The organism is Mycolicibacterium fluoranthenivorans (assembly GCF_011758805.1).
Classification (GTDB): Bacteria; Actinomycetota; Actinomycetes; order Mycobacteriales; family Mycobacteriaceae; genus Mycobacterium; species Mycobacterium fluoranthenivorans.
Genome location: NZ_JAANOW010000001.1, coordinates 2374859 through 2396492 on the forward strand (window position 1 = coordinate 2374859; position 21634 = coordinate 2396492).

General features: G+C 68.8%; 20 protein-coding genes. 14 read left to right on the plus strand and 6 right to left on the minus strand.

Annotated features, from left to right (window positions below):
• Together FHU31_RS11465 and FHU31_RS11470 are read right to left on the minus strand one after the other, a co-directional pair.
• Complete coding sequence (locus tag FHU31_RS11465) at window positions 1-843, minus strand: aldo/keto reductase (protein WP_167158363.1); 843 nt, start codon at window positions 841-843, stop codon at window positions 1-3.
• Between the two features lie 6 nt (window positions 844-849).
• The gene (locus tag FHU31_RS11470; RefSeq protein WP_167158365.1) at window positions 850-1689 is read right to left on the minus strand and encodes an aldo/keto reductase; all 840 of its coding nucleotides are present in this window, start codon (window positions 1687-1689) and stop codon (window positions 850-852) included.
• On the opposite strand from FHU31_RS11470, the gene FHU31_RS11475 reads away from it, so the two are divergent.
• The 7 genes from FHU31_RS11475 to sepIVA all read left to right on the plus strand — a co-directional run bounded on the left by FHU31_RS11475 (window position 1688) and on the right by sepIVA (window position 9459).
• The gene (locus FHU31_RS11475) at window positions 1688-2773 is read left to right on the plus strand and encodes an alpha/beta hydrolase (RefSeq protein ID WP_167158367.1); all 1086 of its coding nucleotides are present in this window, start codon (window positions 1688-1690) and stop codon (window positions 2771-2773) included. The two genes, FHU31_RS11470 and FHU31_RS11475, sit on opposite strands and share 2 nt — an antisense overlap.
• 35 nt (window positions 2774-2808) lie before the next feature.
• The gene (locus FHU31_RS11480; RefSeq protein WP_167158369.1) at window positions 2809-3540 is read left to right on the plus strand and encodes a DsbA family protein; all 732 of its coding nucleotides are present in this window, start codon (window positions 2809-2811) and stop codon (window positions 3538-3540) included.
• A gap of 32 nt (window positions 3541-3572) precedes the next feature.
• A complete protein-coding gene (locus FHU31_RS11485; RefSeq protein WP_263988042.1) occupies window positions 3573-4157 on the plus strand; it encodes a vitamin K epoxide reductase family protein in 585 nt (194 codons plus the stop codon).
• Between the two features lie 36 nt (window positions 4158-4193).
• The gene (locus FHU31_RS11490) at window positions 4194-7595 is read left to right on the plus strand and encodes a pyruvate carboxylase (RefSeq protein ID WP_167158372.1); all 3402 of its coding nucleotides are present in this window, start codon (window positions 4194-4196) and stop codon (window positions 7593-7595) included.
• Entirely contained in the window at window positions 7592-8140 is a 549-nt protein-coding gene (gene rsmD, locus FHU31_RS11495; RefSeq protein ID WP_167160924.1) for a 16S rRNA (guanine(966)-N(2))-methyltransferase RsmD, read from the plus strand. Before FHU31_RS11490 ends, rsmD begins: the two co-directional genes overlap by 4 nt.
• 11 nt (window positions 8141-8151) lie before the next feature.
• Window positions 8152-8628 (plus strand): pantetheine-phosphate adenylyltransferase, encoded by a 477-nt coding sequence (gene coaD, locus FHU31_RS11500; RefSeq protein ID WP_167158374.1) that lies wholly within the window; start codon window positions 8152-8154, stop codon window positions 8626-8628.
• 87 nt (window positions 8629-8715) lie between these two features.
• Window positions 8716-9459 carry a cell division protein SepIVA gene (gene sepIVA / locus FHU31_RS11505; protein WP_167158376.1) on the plus strand — a complete coding sequence of 248 codons (744 nt, stop codon included), beginning with the start codon at window positions 8716-8718 and terminating at the stop codon, window positions 9457-9459.
• On the opposite strand, the gene FHU31_RS11510 is transcribed toward sepIVA, so the two are convergent.
• Window positions 9456-10667, minus strand: coding sequence for an SfnB family sulfur acquisition oxidoreductase (locus FHU31_RS11510; RefSeq protein WP_167158378.1), 1212 nt, complete (start codon window positions 10665-10667; stop codon window positions 9456-9458). The genes sepIVA and FHU31_RS11510 overlap by 4 nt on opposite strands.
• Window positions 10664-11833 (minus strand): LLM class flavin-dependent oxidoreductase, encoded by a 1170-nt coding sequence (locus FHU31_RS11515; RefSeq protein WP_167158380.1) that lies wholly within the window; start codon window positions 11831-11833, stop codon window positions 10664-10666. Before FHU31_RS11515 ends, FHU31_RS11510 begins: the two co-directional genes overlap by 4 nt.
• Before the next feature lie 162 nt (window positions 11834-11995).
• On the opposite strand from FHU31_RS11515, the gene FHU31_RS11520 reads away from it, so the two are divergent.
• The 3 genes from FHU31_RS11520 to mutM are packed head-to-tail and all read left to right on the plus strand — an operon-like array spanning window position 11996 to window position 14116.
• Entirely contained in the window at window positions 11996-12553 is a 558-nt protein-coding gene (locus tag FHU31_RS11520) for a YceD family protein (protein WP_167158382.1), read from the plus strand.
• Window positions 12550-13242 (plus strand): ribonuclease III, encoded by a 693-nt coding sequence (rnc, locus tag FHU31_RS11525; protein ID WP_167158384.1) that lies wholly within the window; start codon window positions 12550-12552, stop codon window positions 13240-13242. The genes FHU31_RS11520 and rnc overlap by 4 nt, the downstream gene beginning before the upstream one ends.
• On the plus strand, window positions 13235-14116 hold the full coding sequence (mutM, locus tag FHU31_RS11530; RefSeq protein WP_167158386.1) for a bifunctional DNA-formamidopyrimidine glycosylase/DNA-(apurinic or apyrimidinic site) lyase: 882 nt from the start codon (window positions 13235-13237) through the stop codon (window positions 14114-14116). The genes rnc and mutM overlap by 8 nt, the downstream gene beginning before the upstream one ends.
• A 3-nt stretch (window positions 14117-14119) precedes the next feature.
• On the opposite strand, the gene FHU31_RS11535 is transcribed toward mutM, so the two are convergent.
• Window positions 14120-14776 carry an Rv0361 family membrane protein gene (locus FHU31_RS11535; protein ID WP_167158388.1) on the minus strand — a complete coding sequence of 219 codons (657 nt, stop codon included), beginning with the start codon at window positions 14774-14776 and terminating at the stop codon, window positions 14120-14122.
• A gap of 89 nt (window positions 14777-14865) precedes the next feature.
• Here FHU31_RS11535 and FHU31_RS11540 point away from each other — a divergent pair, with 89 nt between their 5' ends.
• The 3 genes from FHU31_RS11540 to smc are packed head-to-tail and all read left to right on the plus strand — an operon-like array spanning window position 14866 to window position 19194.
• Window positions 14866-15315 (plus strand): OsmC family protein, encoded by a 450-nt coding sequence (locus FHU31_RS11540; RefSeq protein ID WP_167158389.1) that lies wholly within the window; start codon window positions 14866-14868, stop codon window positions 15313-15315.
• Complete coding sequence (locus FHU31_RS11545; RefSeq protein ID WP_167158391.1) at window positions 15266-15583, plus strand: acylphosphatase; 318 nt, start codon at window positions 15266-15268, stop codon at window positions 15581-15583. The genes FHU31_RS11540 and FHU31_RS11545 overlap by 50 nt, the downstream gene beginning before the upstream one ends.
• 26 nt (window positions 15584-15609) lie before the next feature.
• Window positions 15610-19194, plus strand: a complete 3585-nt coding sequence (gene smc / locus FHU31_RS11550; RefSeq protein ID WP_167158393.1) for a chromosome segregation protein SMC — start codon at window positions 15610-15612, stop codon at window positions 19192-19194.
• On the opposite strand, the gene fni is transcribed toward smc, so the two are convergent.
• Entirely contained in the window at window positions 19181-20227 is a 1047-nt protein-coding gene (gene fni, locus FHU31_RS11555; RefSeq protein ID WP_167158395.1) for a type 2 isopentenyl-diphosphate Delta-isomerase, read from the minus strand. The two genes, smc and fni, sit on opposite strands and share 14 nt — an antisense overlap.
• A 25-nt stretch (window positions 20228-20252) precedes the next feature.
• On the opposite strand from fni, the gene ftsY reads away from it, so the two are divergent.
• Window positions 20253-21602, plus strand: a complete 1350-nt coding sequence (gene ftsY / locus FHU31_RS11560) for a signal recognition particle-docking protein FtsY (protein WP_167158397.1) — start codon at window positions 20253-20255, stop codon at window positions 21600-21602.
• The last annotated feature ends 32 nt before the right edge of the window (window positions 21603-21634 follow it).

The following is a 21634-nucleotide window of genomic DNA, read 5'->3' on the forward strand; positions in this document are numbered from 1 at the left end:
CTAGGTGCCGGTGTAGGTGGCCGGATCCGGGTGGTACCGGGTGCCGTCGTCGAGCGAGCTCAGGGTCGCCATGTGCGTCGTCGTCAACTCGAAGTCGAACACGTCGACGTTCTCCGCGATGCGCTCGGGTGAGGACGACCGGGGAATCACCACGTTGCCCAGTTGCAGGCTCCACCGGATCAGCACCTGCGCCGGGGTCTTGCCGTACTCGGCGGCGATCGCGGTGATGGTCGGGTTGCTCAGCAGCTTGCCCACCCCGAGCGGACTGTAGGCCTCGGTGACGATATTGCGTTCGGCGTTGACCGCACGCAGCGCCGCCTGATTGAGCAGCGGGTGCAGCTCGATCTGGTTGACCACCGGGCTGTTGTAGGTGAGATCGATGATGGTGGCGAGTTCCTCTGCACCGAAATTGCACAAACCGATCGACTTGACCAGCTTGTCGGCGCCCTGCAGGCGCATCAGCGCACCCCAGCTGTCGACGTACTTGCTGGTGTCCCCGGCCGGCCAGTGGATCAGGTACAGATCGAGGTAATCCAGACCGAGACGCTCCAGGCTGGCCTTGGCGGCATCCTGCCCGGACTGGAACCCTTGGTCGGCCGTCGCCAGTTTGGTGGTGACGAAGATCTCGGCACGCGGGATGCCGGATGCGGCGATGGCGCGCCCGACTCCCGCTTCGTTGCCGTAGGCGGCAGCGGTATCGATAAGGCGCACACCGATTTCCAGTGCCGCCGCGACGGCGCGCTCGGCTTCGGTGTCGGAGAGCTCACCGACACCGATACCCAGCGCCGGAATGGTGTTGTCATCGCTGAGCCCAACATTGGGCACAGCAGCTACCGAGGTCATGTCTACCTACCCTGTGAAATTGAACGTGCGTGGATCGGGTCCCAGCCGTGTGCCGTCGTCGAGCGTGGCGATGGATGCGATGTCGTGGCTGCTCAGTTCGAAATCGAACACGTCGAAATTACTCGCAATCCGGTCAGGGTTCACCGACTTCGGGATCACGATATTACCCAGCTGGATGTGCCATCTGATGAGCACCTGGGCAGGTGTTTTGCAGTGCGTGTCCGCCACGGTGGTCACCACCGGGTCGCTGAGTAGTCCGCCCTGGCCCAGCGGGCTCCAGGCCTCGGTGGCGATGCCCAGCTCCACGTGCACCTGCCGCAGTTCCTGCTGCGGCAGACGCGGGTGCAATTCGATCTGGTTGACGGCGGGGACGATCCCGGTATCGGCGATCAGCGTGCGCAGATGCTCGGGGGCGAAGTTGCTCACCCCGATGGACCGAACCCGGCCCTGCTCGCGCAGGTGTGCCAGCGCCTTGAAGGAGTCCACGAACAGGTTGGCCGCCGGGACGGGCCAGTGGATGAGGTACAGGTCCACGTAGTCGACGCCGAGACGCTCGGCACTGACGTCGAAAGCCTTCAGACCCTTGTCGTAACCCTGGTCGGCGTTCCACAGTTTGGTGACCAGGAACACCTCCTCGCGTGGCACCCCGGAGGCCTTGATCGCGTGACCGACCTCGGACTCGTTGCCGTACACGGCCGCGGTGTCGATGTGCCGGTAGCCCGTCGACAGGGCCGCTTCGACGGCGCGTTGCGTCTCTTCCGGCGGCGTCTGCCAGACTCCCAACCCGACGGTTGGTATGGCATTGCCGTCGTTCAGCACGATCGTGGGTTGCGTAGGAGGAGTCATGACGCAAAGTCTGCCAGCATGGCGGAATCCCGGGCGGTTACGCCTGCGGGCCGCCAGCACGGCCGGCCGGATCGGCGTACCGGTGATGTCCAGAATCCCCGACCCGGTGAAACGGCTGCTGCTGGGGCGGCGGTCGATCACCATCGACGGCAACACCCTGGACACGTCACTGCAGCTGATGCTCGCGGCGCAGCACCTGACCGGGGTGCGTGGGTTGAGCGCCAGTGACGACATTCCCGTCTCGCGCCGGCAGCTGAGCCGGGCGGCCGCGGCGTTCCGGACGCCGGTGGTGGTCCCGGTCCGCGACTTCACGATTCCCGGCCTGGCCGGTCTGATCCCGGTGCGTCATTACCGGTCCGGTGACGGTGCCGCGCTGCTGGTCTTCTACCACGGCGGCGGATTCGTCGAGGGTGGCATCGACACGCACGACGCGCTGTGCCGACGCCTCTGCCACGACGCCGGCGTGCACGTGTTGTCAGTGGACTACCGGCTTGCGCCCGAGCACAAGGCGCCCGCCGCGGCCGACGACGCGGACGCCGCCTACCGCTGGTCGCTGGAGCATGCCGGTGAACTCGGCGCCGACCCCGATCGGGTGGCCGTCGGCGGTGACAGCGCCGGCGGGAATCTCGCCGCGGTCGTCACGCAGTCCGCCCGCGCCGCCGGCGTGCGATTGCCGGTCCTGCAGGTGCTGCTCTATCCGGTCACCGATTTCCAGGGCTCGACGGTCTCCAAGACCCTGTTCGCGGACGGTTTCTTCCTGGCCAAGGCGAATATGGACTGGTTCCGGCACCACTACCTGGCGGGGTCGGTGACCGACCCGGGTGATCCGCGGGTGTCGCCGCTGCTGGCCTCCGATCTGTCGGGCCTGTCACCGGCGCTCGTGGCCACCGGCGGGTTCGACCCGCTCCGTGACGAGGGCCGGTCCTACGCGCGCGCGCTGGCCGCCGCCGGGGTCGCGGTCGACTGGCGGGAGTACGGCTCGCTGGTGCACGCCTTCGCCAATTTCTTCCCGCTCGGGGGTGGGAGCGAGGCCGCCGTGGCGGACCTGACATCGGCGCTGCGGGCCCATCTGAGCCGGACCTGAGAACGTCCGCGCGGGGCGCCGGTAGGCTGCACCCCGTGGCGAACAAACCCAAACGTCCGGCCAGCTATGACCTCAAGGCCGCCGACCGCAAACGCAATCTGCTCATCCAGATCGGATTGACCTCCGTGGTCGTCGTGTTCGCCGTGGCGCTGGTCCTCTACATCGTGATGTCCGGTGACAAGAAGGCCCCCGCCGGTGAGGCCAAATCCGTCCGGGTGACCTCGAGCAAGCTCATCACCAAGGAAGGCACCTCCGAACCGAAGGCGGTGCTGTCGCTCTACGAAGACTTCCTGTGCCCGCACTGCGGTGCGTTCGAGAAGCAGTTCGGTCCGACGGTGAGCAAGCTCATCGACACCGGTGCGGTGGCCGCCGACTATTACATGGTCGCGATCCTCGACGCCCCGAGTAACCAGAACTATCCGGCCCGGGCCGGCGGCGCCGCCTACTGCGTGGCCGACGAGTCCATCGACGCGTTCCGCCGCTTCCACGCCGCGATGTACGCGCAGCAGCCGAACGAGACCGCGCAGACGTTCCCGACCAATGCCCAGATCATCGAGACGGCGCGCCAGGCCGGTGCGGCCGGCAAGGTCCCGGACTGCGTCAACAAGAACAAGTACGTCGACATGGTCCAGGGTCTGGCTCAGGCCACCAAGATCAATTCCACACCGACGGTCCGGATCAACGGCGAGGACTACCAGTTCAGCACTCCCGAAGCGCTGGTCGCCAAGGTCAAGGAGATCGTCGGCGACGTGCCGGGGCTGACGTGACCACTGCCGCCACTGTCGACCCGGCGGACTCTGTGGAGGCGGCCGAGGAGGTTCGCCCCGCGAGTGCGTGGTGGGTTCTCATCGCGGGTATCACCGGACTGGCGGCGGCGCTCACGCTGACGATCGAGAAGATCGAGCTCCTGATCAACCCGGCCTACGTGCCGTCGTGCAGCATCAACCCGGTGCTGTCCTGCGGGTCGGTCATGATCACCCACCAGGCGTCGGTGTTCGGTTTTCCCAATCCGCTGATCGGCATCGGTGCGTTCAGCGTCGTGGTGGTCACCGGTGTGCTCGCGGTGGCGAAGGTGCGGCTCCCGCGCTGGTACTGGATCGGGCTGACGATCGGTAGCGCCCTGGGTGTGGTGTTCGTCCACTGGCTGATCTTCCAGAGCCTGTACCGCATCGGTGCGCTGTGCCCGTACTGCATGGTGGTCTGGTCCGTCACCATCCCGCTGTTCGTCGTCGCCGCGTCCATCGCCCTGCGTGGGGAGGCCGCGACCAGCACCGTAGGCCGTCTGCTCTACCAGTGGCGCTGGTCGCTGGTGGCGCTCTGGTTCACCTCACTGCTGCTGATGATCCTGGTGAGGTTCTGGAATTACTGGTCAACGCTTCTGTAACACCGGGGTTACGGCGGGAAAGTTAGGGTTCACCTCGTGATTTCCAAACTCTTGGTAGCCAACCGCGGTGAGATCGCCATTCGCGCGTTTCGTGCGGCATACGAACTCGGTATCGCCACCGTCGCGGTGTACGCGTACGAGGACCGCAATTCGCCGCACCGCCTGAAGGCCGACGAGTCGTATCAGATCGGTGAGGTCGGGCATCCGGTGCGGGCCTACCTGACCGTCGACGAGATCATCCGGGTCGCCAAGCACGCCGGTGCGGATGCGGTGTACCCCGGTTACGGCTTCCTGTCGGAGAACCCAGAACTGGCGGCGGCGTGCGCGCGGGCGGGTATCACGTTCGTCGGTCCCGGTGCGCACGTGCTGGAGCTGACGGGTAACAAGGCCCGTGCCATCGACGCTGCGCGCGCGGCCGGGCTGCCCGTGCTGGCCTCGTCGGCGCCGTCGGCGTCGGTCGAGGAGCTGGTCGCGGCGGCCGCCGAGATGGAATTCCCGTTGTTCGTGAAGGCGGTGTCTGGCGGCGGTGGCCGCGGTATGCGGCGTGTGGTGGATCTCGGCGGGCTGGCCGAGGCGATCGAGGCGGCCTCCCGAGAGGCCGAGTCCGCGTTCGGCGATCCCAACGTGTACCTGGAACAGGCGGTGCTCAACCCGCGCCATATCGAGGTGCAGATCCTCGCCGACGCCACGGGCGAGGTCATCCACCTGTTCGAACGGGACTGCAGTGTGCAGCGCCGTCACCAGAAGGTCATCGAGCTCGCCCCCGCGCCGAACTTCAGCCAGGAATTGCGGGACCGGATCTGTTCGGACGCAGTCGCTTTCGCTCGCGGTATCGGATATTTCTGTGCGGGCACGGTGGAGTTCCTGCTCGACGAGCGTGGTCACCACGTGTTCATCGAGTGCAATCCGCGGATCCAGGTGGAGCACACGGTGACCGAGGAGATCACCGATGTGGACCTGGTGTCCTCCCAGTTGCGCATCGCCGCGGGGGAGACGCTGGTCCAGCTGGGCTTGACGCAGGACACCCTGACCATCCGCGGGGCGGCCATGCAGTGCCGTATCACCACCGAGGACCCTGCCAACGGGTTCCGCCCGGACACCGGCCGGATCACCGGGTACCGCTCCCCGGGTGGTGCGGGCATCCGGCTCGATGGCGGCACGAACCTGGGTGCCGAGATCGGCGCGCACTTCGATTCGATGCTGGTGAAGCTCACCTGCCGCGGCCGGGATTTCGGCGTGGCGGCGGCCCGCGCCAAACGTGCGTTGGCGGAGTTCCGGATTCGCGGGGTGTCGACCAACATCCCGTTCCTGCAGGCCGTGATCGACGATCCCGATTTCCGCGAGGGACGGGTGACGACCTCGTTCATCGACGACCGGCCGCAGTTGCTGACGGCGCACATTCCCGCCGATCGCGGTACCAAGATGCTCAACTACCTGGCCGAGGTGACGGTCAACTCACCCAATCGGGACCGTGAGCGGGTCTACCCGCAGGACAAACTGCCCGATGTCGACGTCATCTCGGGCCCACCGCCGGCAGGGAGCAAGCAGCGGCTGGTGGAGCTCGGGCCGCAGGGGTTCGCCGACTGGCTGCGTGATTCGCCGGCTGTCGGCGTCACCGACACGACGTTCCGCGATGCGCATCAGTCGCTGTTGGCCACCCGCGTGCGTACCACCGGATTGCTGGCCGTCGCGCCGTACCTGGCGCATATGACGCCGGAGCTGTTGTCCGTCGAATGCTGGGGTGGGGCGACTTACGATGTCGCGCTGCGGTTCTTGAAGGAGGACCCGTGGGAGCGGCTGGCCGCCCTGCGTGAGGCGATCCCGAACATCTGTCTGCAGATGCTGCTGCGGGGCCGCAACACGGTGGGCTACACGCCGTACCCGGAGATCGTGACCAACGCGTTCGTCCAAGAGGCCACCGATACCGGGGTCGACATCTTCCGGATCTTCGATGCGCTGAACAACGTCGAATCGATGCGGCCCGCCATCGACGCGGTGCGTGAAACCGGTTCGGCGATAGCCGAAGTCGCCATGTCCTACACCGGCGACCTGTCCAATCCGGCTGAGCGGCTCTACACCCTGGACTACTGGCTGCGCCTGGCCGAAGAGATCGTCGATGCCGGGGCGCATGTGCTGGCGATCAAGGACATGGCCGGCCTGCTGCGCCCGCCCGCGGCGGCGACGTTGGTTGCCGCACTGCGCTCGCGGTTCGACCTACCGGTGCACGTGCACACCCATGACACGCCCGGCGGGCAGCTGGCCACCTACACGGCGGCCTGGCAGGCCGGCGCATCGGCGGTCGACGGTGCGGCTGCACCGCTGGCGGGCACCACCAGCCAGCCGGCGCTGTCGTCGATCGTGGCGGCCGCGGCGCACACCTCGTTCGACACCGGATTGTCCCTGGACGCCGTCTGTGCCCTGGAGCCGTACTGGGAGGCGCTGCGAAAGGTCTACGCACCCTTCGATGTTGCGGCATCCGGTCTCGTTTCCCCGACCGGCCGGGTCTACACCCACGAGATCCCCGGCGGCCAGCTGAGCAACCTGCGCCAGCAGGCCATCGCGCTGGGGCTCGGTGGCCAGTTCGAGCAGATCGAGGGTGCCTACGCGGGCGCTGACAGGGTGCTCGGCCGGCTGGTGAAGGTCACCCCGTCGAGCAAGGTGGTGGGCGATCTGGCGCTGGCGCTGGTCGGCGCCGGAGTCACCGCCGATGAGTTCGCGGCCGACCCGGCCCGATTCGATATCCCGGACTCGGTGATCGGCTTCCTGCGCGGCGAACTCGGTGATCCGCCGGGAGGCTGGCCGGAACCGTTGCGCACCAAGGCTCTTGAGGGCCGCGCGCCGGCAAAGCCCGAGGTCACCCTGGCCGTCGAGGACGAGAAGCTGCTGGCGCAGCCGGGGCTGGTGCGGCAGGCGACGCTGAACCGGCTGTTGTTCCCCGGTCCGACGCGCGAGTTCGAGGCCCATCGCGAAATATATGGCGACACTTCGGGTTTGAGTGCGAATCAGTTCTTCTACGGCCTACGCCACGGTGACGAGCATCGCATCCGGATCGAGAAGGGTGTCGAGCTGATCGTCGGCCTGGAGGCCATCTCCGAGCCCGACGAACGGGGTATGCGCACGGTCATGTGCATCATCAACGGGCAGCTGCGCCCGGTGCTGGTGCGCGACGAATCGGTGGCCGCCGAAGTTCCGGCCGCCGAGAAGGCCGATAAGACCAACCCCGATCATGTGGCGGCCCCGTTCGCCGGGGTGGTCACCGTCGGTGTCGCCGTCGGGGACGCCGTCGAGGCCGGGCAGACCATCGCGACCATCGAGGCCATGAAGATGGAGGCCGCCATCACCGCGCCGAAGGCCGGTACCGTGGCGCGCGTCGCCGTCAGTGCCACGGCACAGGTCGAAGGCGGCGACCTGCTGGTGGTGGTGGGGGCAGCGACCTGACTCGGATCGTCGCCGGAACCTATGGCGGGCGCCGCATCTCGGTGCCCGCCAAAGGGACCCGGCCCACCACCGACCGGGTCCGCGAGTCCCTGTTCAACGTGCTGGCGGCGCGGATGGACTTCGACGGTGCGCAGGTGCTCGACCTGTACGCGGGTTCGGGGGCGCTCGGGTTGGAAGCGCTCTCGCGTGGGGCGGCCGGGGCGTTGTTCGTCGAATCGGACCGCAAGGCCGCAGCGGTGATCACCGACAACATCGCCGCGCTGGGCGCCGCGGGCACCGTGCGGTGCGCGCCGGTGGCCAAAGTGCTCGCCGGTGGCGCTGGCCGGCCGGTGGACCTGGTGTTCGCCGATCCGCCTTATGAGTTGGGGGCCACCGAGGTCGAGGCGGTGCTTGCCGCGCTGCTGCGGCACGGGTGGGTGGCGGCCGGTGCCGTCGCCGTCGTCGAACGTGCCGCCGGCGGTCCCGCGCTGAGCTGGCCCGACGGCTGGGAACCCGTCGACGACCGGCGCTACGGCGACACCCGGCTGGAGTTCGGCATCGCGTAGCGTCTTAGGGCATGAGTGGCGCCGTTTGCCCAGGATCCTTCGACCCGGTCACCCTCGGTCATATCGACATCTTCGAGCGGGCGGCCGCCCAGTTCGACGAGGTCGTGGTGGCGGTGCTGGTCAACCCGAACAAGAAGGGCATGTTCAGCGCCGAGGAGCGCATCGAACTGATCCGGGAGTCCACCGGCCACCTGCCCAATCTGCGGGTGGAGGCCGGCAGCGGCCTGGTGGTCGACTTCGTCAAGGAACGCGGCCTGACAGCCATCGTCAAAGGGCTGCGCACCGGGACCGATTTCGAGTACGAGCTGCAGATGGCGCAGATGAACAAGCACGTCGCCGGGGTGGACACCTTCTTCGTCGCCACCACGCCGCGCTACTCGTTCGTCTCGTCGTCGCTGGCCAAAGAGGTGGCCGCACTCGGCGGCGATGTCAGCGACCTGCTGCCGGAGCCGGTCAACGCCCGGTTGCGCGCCAAGCTGAACAGCTGACCGCGCGACACACCGTGCGACAAACCGAGTCACAGGCGTAACACCAGGCACACTAGTCACTAACAACTACGCCTGGAGGGTGTTGCCGTGTACCGAGTCTTTGAGGCGCTTGACGAACTCAGTGCGATCGTGGAAGAAGCACGCGGCGTGCCGATGACCGCCGGTTGCATGGTGCCCCGAGGTGACGTCCTGGAACTGCTCGATGACATCAAGGACGCCATCCCCGGCGAACTCGATGACGCCCAGGATGTGCTCGACGCTCGGGACGCCATGCTCAACGAGGCCCGCGAGCACGCCGATTCGACGGTGTCCTCGGCCAATGCGGAGGCCGACTCCCTGCTCAACCATGCGCGCAGCGAGGCCGACCGGATGATGGCCGAGGCGAAGTCGGCCGCCGACCGGATGGTCGCCGAAGCGCGTGCGCATGCCGAGCGGACCGTCGCCGACGCCCGCGACGAGGCAGTCCGCATCGGCGCCGCGGCCAAGCGCGAGTACGAGGCCAGCACGGGCCGGGCCAAGTCCGAGGCCGACCGGCTGATCGAGAACGGCAACATCTCCTACGAGAAGGCCGTGCAGGAAGGCATCAAGGAGCAGCAACGGCTGGTCTCGCAGACCGAGATCGTGCAGACGGCCACCGCCGAGGCCAGCCGCCTGGTGGACTCCGCCCATGCCGAGGCGGACCGCCTGCGCGGGGAATGCGATATCTACGTCGACAGCAAGCTCGCCGAGTTCGAGGACTACCTCAACGGCACGCTGCGCTCGGTGAGCCGCGGGCGGCATCAGCTGCGCACCGCCGCGGGCACGCACGATTACGTGACGCGCTCGGCCTAGAGCTGACCGTGCCGGGGCGGCAACGTCCCGGACAGCGTGTAGCGGCCGATGTGCTGCACCTTCCAGCGGGTCGGATCGTGCAGGGTGTGGGTCCGCGCGTCACGCCAGTAGCGGGACAGATTGGCCGCACCCGAAGCGCTTCGGGTTCCGCCGAGTTCGAAGAGCGTGCTGGCCGCCTCCAGCGATGCGCGGGTGGCGGCCACCTTGGCGACCGCCACCGCGATCGACGCCTCGGCCGCGCTGTCGGCGGTCAGGTCGGCGGTGGCCCGGTCCACCGCCCGCCCGGCCTCGGCCAGCAGAGCCTGCGCGCCGCGGACCGTCACGGTGACGTTCCCGGCGAGCTGGATCAGCGTCGGATCGTCCACGGCCGCCGACTCTTCGGACTCGAAATGCGGCCGCGCCTTGGCGGCCTGGCGGACACCTTCGGCCAGGGCGGCCGTGGCGATCCCGACATCCAGCGCGGTGTGTAACAGCTGCGCCCGCGCGCCATAGACGCTGGGGCCGGCGAAGATCGGCGTGAACGGAATCACGTGGGCGGCGGGCACCACCACATCGTCGAGGGTGACCGTGCCCGACGCGGTGGTGCGCTGACCCATCCCGTCCCAGTCGTCGACCACCGTCAGCCCGGGCGCGCCGGCCGGGACGAAGGCCACGGCCTTCGGCGTCGACGCGGTGGGAGCCTGCGCGGGATCTTCCGGTACGGAGGCCCGCACGATCACCCAGTCGGCGAAAAGGGCGCCGGTGGAATAGAACTTGCGGCCCGACAACAGGTAGTCGCCGGACGCGGAAGGCAGCAGGACCGTGGTGTCGACGTCGATACGGCCGGAGCGTTCGGACTGCGCGTTCGCGAAAAGTGCTCCGTCGAGCACTTTCTCGTAGAAGAACGCCTGCTGCGCCGGGGTGCCCTGCAGGCGCACCGCTTCCAGGAACGTGTAGTGCGAGTGCGGTATCTGTGCCAGCGACGCGTCGGCGTGTGCCAGCAGCCGGAACACCTCGGCGATCACCGACGCCGGCGCGTCGATCCCGCCGAACGCGACCGGCACCGACAGGGCGAGCAGCCCGGCATCTTTGAGGGCCTGCACCTGCTCGTGCGGGAGTTCGCGTCCTGCGTCGCGTGCCCCGGCCCCCTCGGCGAAGGACTCCGACAGCGCCGCGGCCGCCGCCAGTGCGTGGTCGGCGTCGAGGATGCGAGTGACCGCCCGGGTCACCGTGCCGAACCCACGAACGGGATGGACACGCTCGGCGCCTCCGCGGCGCCCGCGTTGAAGAGGCCGCGCTGCCGCAACAGCGGCACTACACCCTCGCCGAACCAGAACAGTTCCTCCAGGTGCGGGTAGCCGGAGAAGATGAACTCGTCGATGCCGATCTCGGCGTATTCGGCGATCCGGTCGGCCACCTCGGTGTGGCTGCCGACCAGCGCGGTGCCCGCCCCGCCGCGCACCAGGCCCACGCCCGACCACAGGTTCGGCGCGATCTCCAGGCTGCGGGCATCGCTCCACGTGCCGTCGGCCCGGTTGGCGGCGTGCAGGGCCAGCATCCGGCGCTGGCCTTCGGACTGGCTGCGGGCCAGGCCGGCCTGCGCGGCGCGCACGGTGTCCTCGTCGAGGGCGGCGACCAGCTTGTCGGCCTGTGCCCAGGCCTCGTCGGAGGTGTCGCGCGAGATGGTGTGCAGCCGGATCCCGAAGCGCAGCGTGCGGCCCTGCGCGGCGGCCTCCGCACGGATCCAGGCGATCTTCTCGGCGACCGCGGCCGGCGGTTCGCCCCAGGTGAGGTACACATCGGAATGCCGGGCGGCCACCGGGCCGGCCGCCCTCGAGCTGCCCCCGAAGTACAACGGCGGCACCGGGTTCGGCGGTACCGCCAGCACGGCCTCTTCGATATCGAGGTATTCACCCTTGTGCGTGACGGTCTCGCCGGCCCACAACCGGCGCACGACGTCGAGGAACTCATCGCAGCGCCGGTAGCGGGCGTCCTTGTCGAGGTGATCGCCGAAGGCGCGCTGCTCGTGCGCCTCGCCCCCGACGACAACGTTGAGCAGGATGCGGCCCGGCGCGTGCCGGGCGAACGTGGCGGCCATCTGAGCAGACAGCGTGGGGCTGACCAGACCGGGACGGAACGCCACCAGGAATGACAGCGATGTGGTCTCGCGCGCCAGCAGCGCGGCGGTGATGAACGCGTCCTCGCACCACGCACCGGTGGGGATGAGGGCTCCGGTGAAACCGAAACGCTCGGCGCTGCGCACGATCGAGGCGAGGTAGTCGATGGTGGCCTCGCGGTCGCCTCCGGCGGCGCCGGCGGGCGTGCCGTGGCCGCCGCCGACGATCAGGCGGCTGTCGCCGTAGGTGGGCAGGAACCAGTGCAGCTTCACAGTCACGGGTCGAGTATCGGCGGCCGCGGCGCGGGAAAACGCCACCACCTGTGCGCGATGCGCGACGCCACCGATCTCACCGGCCACAGCGGCGCGGGCGAATAAAAATCTCGATGATCGAGGATCGACCCGATGGGCGCCCATCCACACCAAAGTAGGATCAGCGGCATGGCCGCCTCGAATCCGCTCGTCATCGACATCTCGCGGTTGGGGCGCCGTCCCGGCTCGATGATCACGGTGGCCGAGACGGTGCCCTCGCCGTCCCGGATCGGTTTGGACCTCATCCGCATCGAGGCGGGCGCACCGATCGAACTGGATCTCACGCTGCAATCGGTGTCCGAGGGCGTGCTCGTGACCGGCACGGTGTCGGCGCCCACCACCGGTGAGTGCGTGCGCTGCCTGGAACCGGTGACCGGTCATGTCGCCATCGACCTCACCGAACTGTTCGCCTATCCCGGCAGCACCACCGAGAAGACGACCGAGGAAGACGAGGTCGGTCACGTCGTCGACGACCGGGTGGACCTGGAGCAGCCCATCGTGGACGCGGTCGGGTTGGCGCTGCCGTTCTCCCCGATGTGCCAGGACGACTGCGCCGGGTTGTGCCCGGACTGCGGTGTCGCGCTGGCCTCGGCCGAGCCCGGCCACCAGCACGACAAGATCGATCCGCGCTGGGCCAAGCTGGCCGCGCTCAAAGACGATATCTCCGGTCCCGGAGCGGATGCGTGACCGTCGACCGCGCCCCTCTGCTCCGCTCGCTCGGCGTTTCCCTTTCCGACGATCTGCTCACCATCGCCCTGACCCACCGCAGTTACTCCTACGAGAACGGCGGTCTGCCCACCAACGAGCGCCTGGAGTTCCTCGGCGATGCGGTGCTCGGGCTGACCATCACCGAGGAGCTCTACCACCGGCACCCCGACCGGGCCGAGGGCGACCTGGCCAAGCTGCGCGCCAGCATCGTCAACACCCAGGCGCTGGCCGATGTCGGGCGGGGACTGGGCGAGCAAGGGCTGGGGGCCTACCTGTTGCTGGGCAAGGGCGAGGAGAGTTCGGGCGGCGCGGACAAGTCCAGCATCCTGGCCGACGGGGTCGAATCCCTTTTGGGCGCAATCTATATCGAGCACGGCAACGTGACGGCCCGGGAAGCCATCCTGCGGTTGTTCAGCGAGTTGCTCGACACCGCTCCGACGCTCGGGGCCGGCCTGGACTGGAAGAGCAGCCTTCAGGAACTGACGGTCGCCCGGGGTATGGGTGCGCCGTCGTATGCCGTCACCTCTGAGGGCCCCGACCACGACAAGGAGTTCACCGCAGTCGTCGTGGTCGCCGCCGTCGAGCACGGCAAGGGCGTGGGCCGCACCAAGAAAGAGGCCGAACTCAAGGCCGCCGCGGCCGCGTGGAATGCACTCAAGGATGCCTGAGCTTCCCGAAGTCGAGGTGGTGCGGCGCGGGCTCGACGCCCATATCGTCGGCCGCCGGATCGCCGAGGTTCAGGTATTGCATCCGCGGGCGGCGCGCCGCCACGAAGGTGGCCCCGCCGACCTGGCGGCCCGGCTGCGGGGTACCACGATCGCGGGCACCGGCCGGCGCGGCAAGTACCTGTGGCTGACCCTCGACAGCGGTGATGCGTTGGTGGTCCATCTGGGGATGAGTGGGCAGATGCTGTTGAGCTCCGGAACTGGCACTGTTCCCAACCCGTCACATATTCGCATCGCGTCTGTCCTCGACGATGGCACCGCATTGAGCTTCGTCGACCAGCGCACGTTCGGTGGCTGGATGGTGACGGAATTGGTGAGCCCCGATGGCGGGGCCGATGGGGTGCCGCTACCCGTCGCGCATATCGCCCGCGACCCGCTGGATCCCGCCTTCGACCGTGACGGTGTGGTGACGGTGTTGCGGCGCAAGCATTCCGAGATCAAACGGCAGCTGCTGGATCAGACCGTGGTGTCCGGCATCGGCAACATCTACGCCGACGAGGCGTTGTGGCGCGCCCGGATCTATGGCGGCCGGCTGGCATCGGGGCTGCCGCGCAAGCAGTTGGCCGAGGTGCTTGACGCCGCCGCCGAGGTGATGACCGCCGCATTGGCTCAGGGCGGCACCTCATTCGACTCGCTGTACGTGAACGTCAACGGTGAGTCGGGGTATTTCGACCGATCCCTGGATGCCTACGGGCGGGTGGACCTCCCGTGCCGGCGCTGCGGCGCGGTGATGCGGCGGGAGAAGTTCATGAACCGGTCGTCGTTCTACTGCCCCAAATGCCAACCGCCGCCCCGGGTGCGGCGGTCGGCACTGTAAGACCTACTGCTTGCGATTGAACTCCGTGGCCGCGGACATGCAGACTTTCCACTGGCCGGATTCCTTGCGGAAATAGGCGGTGTCGAACGGGCCGCCCGTGTTCATCCGGGCCGACGCCACATCACCTTTCACCTTGATATCGGTGGCGGTCACGTCGGCCTTCGGGGCGGTGCTGGGCGCCTCGATGCCCTGCAGGATCTCGCCGAGCTGGCTGAGCGCGCCGAACATCCCGGCCTCGGCCTTGCAGAAATACTGCGCGATATCGGAGAACTTGCCCGTGCTGCCCGCGGCGTTGAAATCCTGGACCAGTTGCTGGATTTCGGATTCGTCCTTGGACGCCTGCGTGACGCCGCCTGAGCGGAAGACCACGATGCCGCCGATGACGAGCGCGATGACCACGACGACGGCGGCGATGGCACCGCCGATCAGCCAGCCGCGTCTGCGCTTGGGCGGCGGCGGTGCCGGATAGGGGTACGGATACGGGTAGCCGGCCTGAGGCGGGACGCCGTATCCGGCTTGCGGCGGATAGCCATACGGCGGGGGCGCGTCGTACGCCGGGTAGGGCACGGCGGGGGCCTCCTGGGGATTCCAGCCCTGCGGATCCCAGCCCTGGGGGCCGGGCCCCTGCGGCCCCGGCTGTGGGGGCGGGTAGTACGTCACGGTCATTGCTCCTGGAGGTGTTGCACTTCACCCTAACGCGGGGTGGGGTCCGCAGCGGGGAACCGCACGTAGCGGGTAGGAATGACGTCATGACAGAACTGTGGGTGGAGCGCACCGGGGTGCGCCGCTACACCGGCCGCAGCTCCCGCGGCGCGGAGGTACTCGTCGGGTCCGAGGACGTCGAGGGTGTGTTCACCCCCGGCGAGCTGCTGAAGATCGCGCTCGCCGCATGTAGCGGCATGAGCAGTGATCAGCCACTGCGGCGCCGGCTCGGCGACGACTACGCCGCCACGCTGCGGGTATCGGGGGCCGCGGACCGTGAGCAGGAGCGTTACCCGCTGCTCGAGGAGACGCTCGAGGTCGACCTGTCCGGGTTGTCCGAGGACGAGGTCAAACGCCTGCTCTTGGTGGTGGAACGCGCCATCGACCAGGTGTGCACCGTCGGGCGCACCCTCAAGTCGGGCACCGAGGTGAAGTTCGAGGTCGGCGATGAGCCGCTTGCGCGAAGAGCATCGGGGTCCGGTGGACACCGGCCCTGACGTCCGGCTGAATGCCTGGGTGCACGGTCACGTGCAGGGCGTCGGCTTCCGGTGGTGGACCCGGTCCCGGGCCCTGGAACTGGGCCTGACCGGTTTCGCGTCCAACCGCCCCGACGGCAGGGTGCACGTGGTGGTGCAGGGGCCACGCCCGGCGTGTGAACGGTTGCTGGAGTTGCTGCGCGGCGGCGGCACGCCGGGGACGGTGGACACCGTGGTCGCGGACTGGGCCGACGCGGGCGAACAGATCCCGGGCTTCACCGAGCGTTAATCCCCTCGACGGTAGGGTTATCCGTCATGCATTTGAAGAGTCTCACGCTGAAGGGCTTCAAGTCCTTCGCCGCGGCGACGACTCTGCGCTTCGAGCCGGGGATCACCTGCGTCGTCGGGCCCAACGGGTCGGGTAAATCCAACGTCGTCGACGCCCTGACCTGGGTGATGGGCGAACAGGGCGCCAAGACGCTGCGCGGCGGCAAGATGGAGGACGTCATCTTCGCCGGCACGTCCTCGCGGGCGCCGCTGGGCCGCGCCGAGGTCACGCTGACCATCGACAACTCCGACAACGCCCTGCCCATCGAGTACTCCGAGGTGTCGATCACCCGCCGGATGTTCCGCGACGGCGCGGGTGAGTACGAGATCAACGGCAGTAGTTGCCGGCTGATGGATGTGCAGGAACTGCTCAGCGACTCCGGTATCGGCCGTGAGATGCATGTCATCGTGGGGCAGGGCAAGCTCTCCGAGATCCTGGAATCGCGTCCCGAAGACCGTCGCGCCTTCATCGAAGAGGCCGCCGGGGTGCTCAAACACCGCAAGCGCAAAGAGAAGGCGGTCCGCAAGCTCGACTCGATGCAGGCCAATCTGGCCCGGCTCACCGACCTCACCACCGAACTGCGCCGCCAGCTCAAGCCGCTGGGCCGCCAAGCCGAGATGGCGCGCCGCGCCCAGACCATCCAGGCCGATCTGCGAGACGCCCGGCTGCGGCTGGCCGCCGACGATCTGCTCACCCGACAGACCGAGTTCAACGACACCAACCAGGCCGAGACCACGCTGCGCCGCGAGCACGACGCGGTCAACACCCGGCTGGAGGCGGCCACCCTCGAGCTGACCGCCCATGAGTCGGCCGTGGCCGAATTGTCCGAGCGGGCCGACGCGGCCCAACAGACCTGGTTTCGGCTGTCCGCACTGGCCGAACGGGTGAGCGCCACGGTGCGTATCGCCTCCGAACGCACCCAGTTGCTCGACTCCGCGCCGGAGGTGACTCCCGGCCGGGACCCGGAGGCCCTGGAGGCCGAGGCCGATCTGGTCGCCGAGGAGGAACGCCAGCTGCTGGAGGAGCTCGAGGAATCGCGGTACGCACTTGAGGCGGCCCGCGCCGAGCTGGCCGAGCGCGAACGGGTGGCCGCCGAGGCCGAACGGGCGCAGCGCGCCGCGGCCCGCGCCGAGGCCGACCGCCGGGAAGGGCTGGCTCGGCTGTCCGGGCAGGTCGAGACGATGCGGGCCCGCGTCGAATCGACCGATGACGGTATCGCCCGGCTGACCGCGCGCCTCGAGGAGGCGGCCGCCCGGGTCGAGCATGCCCAGGCCGAGTTCGAGTTGGTCCAGGCCAAGGTGGGTGAACTCGACGAGGGCGAGGTCGGCCTGGACGACCAGCACGACCGGTCGGTGACGGCGCTGCGGCTGGCCGATGAGCGGGTCGCGGAGCTGCAGGCGGCCGAGCGGGGCGCCGAACGTCAGATGGTGTCGCTGCAGGCCCGCATCGACGCGCTGTCGGTCGGCCTGGCCCGTAAGGACGGCGCGGCATGGCTCGCTGAAAATCACAGTGATGGTGGTCTTTTCGGCACCGTGGCCAAGTTGATCCGGGTACGGCCCGGGTTCGAGGTGCCGATCGCGACGGTGCTCGGCTCCGCCGCCGACGCGCTGGCGGCGGAGAACCACGGTGCCGCGCGCGCGGCGGTCGCCGCGCTCAAGGAGGCCGACGGCGGCCGGGCCGCGATCGTGCTGGGGGACTGGCCGGTTCGGCCGCGGACCGACACCGGCGCGTTGAACCACGGCGCGCAGTGGGCCATCGACCTGGTGGAGGTCCCGGACCGGCTGCGCGGTGCGATCACTGCGATGCTCGCCGACGTGGCGGTACTGGACGACCTTTCGGCCGCCCTGGATCTCGTTGCCGCGCAACCGCATCTGCGGGCCGTCACCCTCGATGGCGACCTGGTCGGGGCGGGCTGGGTCAGCGGCGGTTCCGACCGCAAGGTGTCCACGCTGGAGATCGCCTCGGAGATCGACAAGGCCCGCGCCGAACTGACCACCGTGGAGCGGCAGAGCGGCGAACTGACGGCGACGCTGGCCGGGGCGAAGCAGGAACAGCAGGCCCGCCAGGACGCCGCCGAGCAGGCGCTGGCCGCACTGAACGAATCCGATGCCGCCATCTCGGCGATCTACGAACAGCTCGGCCGGCTGGGCCAGGAGTCCCGCAACGCCGACGCCGAGTGGCAGCGCCTGATCAAACAGCGCGACGAGTTGGAAGCCACCCGGGACGCGACGGTGGAGGAACTTACCGAGCTCGAAACCCGGCTGCACAACGCCCAACAGGAACCGATGTTCGAGGTCGAGCAGGTGGACCAGCAGGAGCACACCGTGGCCGCCGATGCCGCGCGCTCCACCGAGGTCGAGGCCCGGCTGGCGGTGCGCACGGCCGAGGAAAGGGCGAATGCCGTTCGTGGCCGGGCGGATTCACTGCGCCGGTCGGCGGCTGCCGAGCGGGAGTCACGGGCGCGCGCGCTGCGGGCCAGGGAGGCACGCGAGTACGCGGCGACCGTGGCAGCCGCGGTGGCCGAGTCGGGCCGCCTCGTCGCCGCCCGGCTGGCGGCCACGGTGACCGCGGCATCCCGGGTCCGTGACGAGCTGGCCACCGAGCGTCAGATGCGCGCCGAAGCGCTGAGCCGGGCCCGCACCGAGGTCACCGAGCTCGGTGCCAGGATTACCGCGCTCACCGATTCGCTGCACCGCGACGAGGTCGCCAAAGCGCAAGCGGCCCTTCGGATCGAGCAGCTGGAGCAGCAGGCGCTGGAGCAGTTCGGGCTGGCGGCCGCCGACCTGATCGCCGAGTACGGACCGCAGGTGCCGTTGCCGCCGAGCGAACTGGAGATGGCCGAATACGAGCAGGCCAAGGAACGCGGCGAGCAGGTCACCGCGCCGGCGCCGATGCCGTTCGACCGGCCCACCCAGGAACGCCGGGCGAAGAAAGCCGAGCGTGAGCTGTCCGAGCTGGGCCGGGTCAACCCGCTGGCGTTGGAGGAGTTCGCCGCGCTGGAGGAGCGCTACAACTTCCTGTCCACGCAGTTGGAGGACGTCAAGGCGGCCCGTAAGGACCTGCTGGATGTGATCGAGGACGTCGACGCGCGGATCCTGACGGTGTTCGCCGAGGCCTACGCGGATGTGGAACGCGAGTTCACCCAGGTGTTCGCCTCGCTGTTCCCCGGCGGGGAGGGCCGCCTGCTGCTGACCAATCCGGAGGACATGCTCACCACCGGTATCGAGGTCGAGGCGCGTCCGCCGGGCAAGAAGGTCAAGCGACTGTCGCTGCTGTCCGGTGGTGAGAAGTCGCTGACGGCGGTGGCCATGCTGGTGGCCATCTTCCGGGCCAGGCCGTCACCGTTCTACATCATGGACGAGGTCGAGGCGGCGCTGGACGATGTGAACCTCCGCCGGCTGCTGGGTCTGTTCGAGCAGCTGCGGGAGAAGTCCCAGCTGATCGTCATCACCCACCAGAAGCCGACGATGGAGATCGCCGACGCACTCTACGGCGTGACGATGCAGGGCGACGGCATCACCCAGGTGATCTCACAGCGGATGCGCGGCCAGGAACTGGTCACCACGCCGTAGCGCTCACGCCGGTATCGCGCAGTGCCGAAAGATCGGCCGCGCCGCAGCCGTGCAGGCAGATGCGCAGCTCCGCGATGAAGCGCTGCAGCCAATCCTGCACGGCCGCAGCGGATTCGATCGCCGGCACCAGGAGCGGCCGGGCGATGGCCACCACGTCGGCACCCAGCGCGATGGCCTTGGCGGCGTCCATGCCGGTGCGGATGCCGCCGGAGGCGACCAGAGGCATTCCCGGCAGCGTGCGGCGCACCTCCACGAGAGCCTGGGCGGTGGGGATACCCCATTCGGCCAGTTCCGGATCGTTGATCCGGCCGTAGCGGACGAACTGTTCCACCCGGGCCCATGAGGTGCCGCCGGCGCCGGCCACGTCGACGGCGGCGATCGGGACACCTTCCAGTTGTGCCGCCGCGGCGGCGCCGATCCCGTGGCCGACCTCCTTGAGCAGTACCGGATACCCGATGGACGTGGTGAGTTCGCGTAACCGGTCCACCGACCCGGTGAAATCGGTGTCCCCGTTGCGCTGGACCGCTTCTTGCAGTGGGTTGGTATGCACGGCAAGGGCATTCGCACCGACCTGGCCCAGGGCGGCGGTCAGCTCGGGTAGCACCGCAGGAGTCAGCTGGGCCAGCCCGATATTGCCGACCAGCAGCACGTCGGGGGCCACGTCGCGGACCCGGAACGTCGGCGCCAGGTCGTCGCCGAGCATGATCCGCTGCGAACCGAGCATCATGCCGATTCCCAGCGCCTGGGCGGCCGCGGCCAGGTGGCGGTTGATGGTCCCGGACAGCTCGGCGCCGCCCGTCATCGAACCGATCAAGACCGGTGCCCGCAGTCCGACGCCGAGGAAATCAGTGCTCAGGTCGATCTCGGCGAGGCTGGTCTGGGTGAGCGCGTTGTAGGGCAGACGGTAGCGCTCCAGGCCCGTTCGCACCGTCTGGTACTCGACGGGTTCGGACAGACACACGTCGATATGGCGGCGTTTGCGTATCTGAATGCCGTCACCTGGGCCGGACGACAAGCCGGGGCCGATCGTCATGAGGCCGCCCTGAGACAATGGCGGCGTGTCAGATGCTCTGTGGATCGCACTTGCGGTCATCGCCGTTCTGGTTGTCGCTGCGCTGGTTGTCGGGCTGGTGCGCTACCGGCGCCGGCAGATCACCCTATCGAAGCAGGACACCGCCACCCCGATCGATCGCTCCGGCGGGTACACCGCTGCCTCCGGGATCACCTTTGCCGAGGCCCCTCAGACCTCGACGGGGACCGGCTCGCCGGGGGTGGGCGATGACGCCGCGGTACCCCGCGACGCACCGAAACGCACCATCTCCAATGTGCAGCTGCCCGAGCCGCCGGTCGAGGTGGCCGAACCTGCACCCGTCGCTGCACCCGAGCCCGAGCCCGAGCCCGAGCCCGCCCCGGTCGTCGAGGAGATCGCCCCCGCCCCGGTCGATGGCGGCGCCATTGCGCCGACCCCGGTCGATGGCGGCGCCATTGCGCCGACCGAAGGCCGCCTGGAGCGGCTGCGCGGACGACTGGCGAAATCGCAGAACACGCTCGGGCGCGGTGTGCTCGGCCTGCTCGGCGGCGGCGACCTCGACGAGGAGTCGTGGGAGGAGATCGAGGACACCCTGCTGATCGCCGACCTCGGCCCGGTGGTCACCACCTCCGTGGTTGCGGCACTGCGCGAGAAGATGGCCAGCTCCGGCGCCCGCACCGAGGCGGACGCCCGCGCCGTGCTCAAGGAGGTGTTGGTCGCCGCGCTGCGGCCGGAGTTGGACCGCTCGATCCGGGCCCTGCCGCATGCCGACAAGCCGGCGGTGTTGCTGGTTGTCGGGGTCAACGGGACCGGCAAGACCACGACGGTGGGCAAGCTGGCCCGTGTGCTGGTCGCTGACGGCCGCCGCGTCGTGTTGGGCGCGGCCGACACCTTCCGAGCGGCCGCGGCCGACCAGCTGCAGAGCTGGGCGGTGCGGGTGGGCGCCGAAGTGGTCCGCGGGCCCGAGGGGGCGGACCCGGCCTCGGTGGCCTTCGACGCCGTGGACAAGGGCATCGCGACCGGCGCCGACGTCGTCGTGGTCGATACCGCGGGACGCCTGCACACCAAGACCGGTCTGATGGACGAACTCGGCAAGGTCAAACGCGTGGTCGAGAAGCGCACCAAGGTGGACGAGGTGCTGCTCGTGCTGGACGCGACGATCGGCCAGAACAGCCTGCCGCAGGCCAAGGTTTTCGCCGAGGTCGTCGACATCACCGGTGTGGTGCTGACCAAGCTCGACGGAACCGCGAAGGGCGGCATCGTGTTCCGCGTGCAGCAGGAACTCGGTGTTCCGGTCAAGCTCGTCGGTCTCGGCGAAGGCCCTGACGATCTGGCCCCATTCGAGCCGTCGGCGTTCGTCGACGCACTCCTGGTGTAGGTCATCAGCCGGTAAACCTGCAGCGCGTAACA

Coding starts and splice junctions, on each gene's coding strand:
- smc (WP_167158393.1), top strand. CDS start 15,610: ATGCATTTGAAGAGTCTCACGCTGAAGGGCTTCAAGTCCTTCGCCGCG.
- mutM (WP_167158386.1), top strand. CDS start 13,235: ATGCCTGAGCTTCCCGAAGTCGAGGTGGTGCGGCGCGGGCTCGACGCC.
- FHU31_RS11465 (WP_167158363.1), bottom strand. CDS start 843: ATGACCTCGGTAGCTGCTGTGCCCAATGTTGGGCTCAGCGATGACAAC.
- fni (WP_167158395.1), bottom strand. CDS start 20,227: ATGACGATCGGCCCCGGCTTGTCGTCCGGCCCAGGTGACGGCATTCAG.
- FHU31_RS11540 (WP_167158389.1), top strand. CDS start 14,866: ATGACAGAACTGTGGGTGGAGCGCACCGGGGTGCGCCGCTACACCGGC.
- coaD (WP_167158374.1), top strand. CDS start 8,152: ATGAGTGGCGCCGTTTGCCCAGGATCCTTCGACCCGGTCACCCTCGGT.
- FHU31_RS11545 (WP_167158391.1), top strand. CDS start 15,266: ATGAGCCGCTTGCGCGAAGAGCATCGGGGTCCGGTGGACACCGGCCCT.
- FHU31_RS11520 (WP_167158382.1), top strand. CDS start 11,996: ATGGCCGCCTCGAATCCGCTCGTCATCGACATCTCGCGGTTGGGGCGC.
- FHU31_RS11470 (WP_167158365.1), bottom strand. CDS start 1,689: ATGACTCCTCCTACGCAACCCACGATCGTGCTGAACGACGGCAATGCC.
- FHU31_RS11475 (WP_167158367.1), top strand. CDS start 1,688: ATGACGCAAAGTCTGCCAGCATGGCGGAATCCCGGGCGGTTACGCCTG.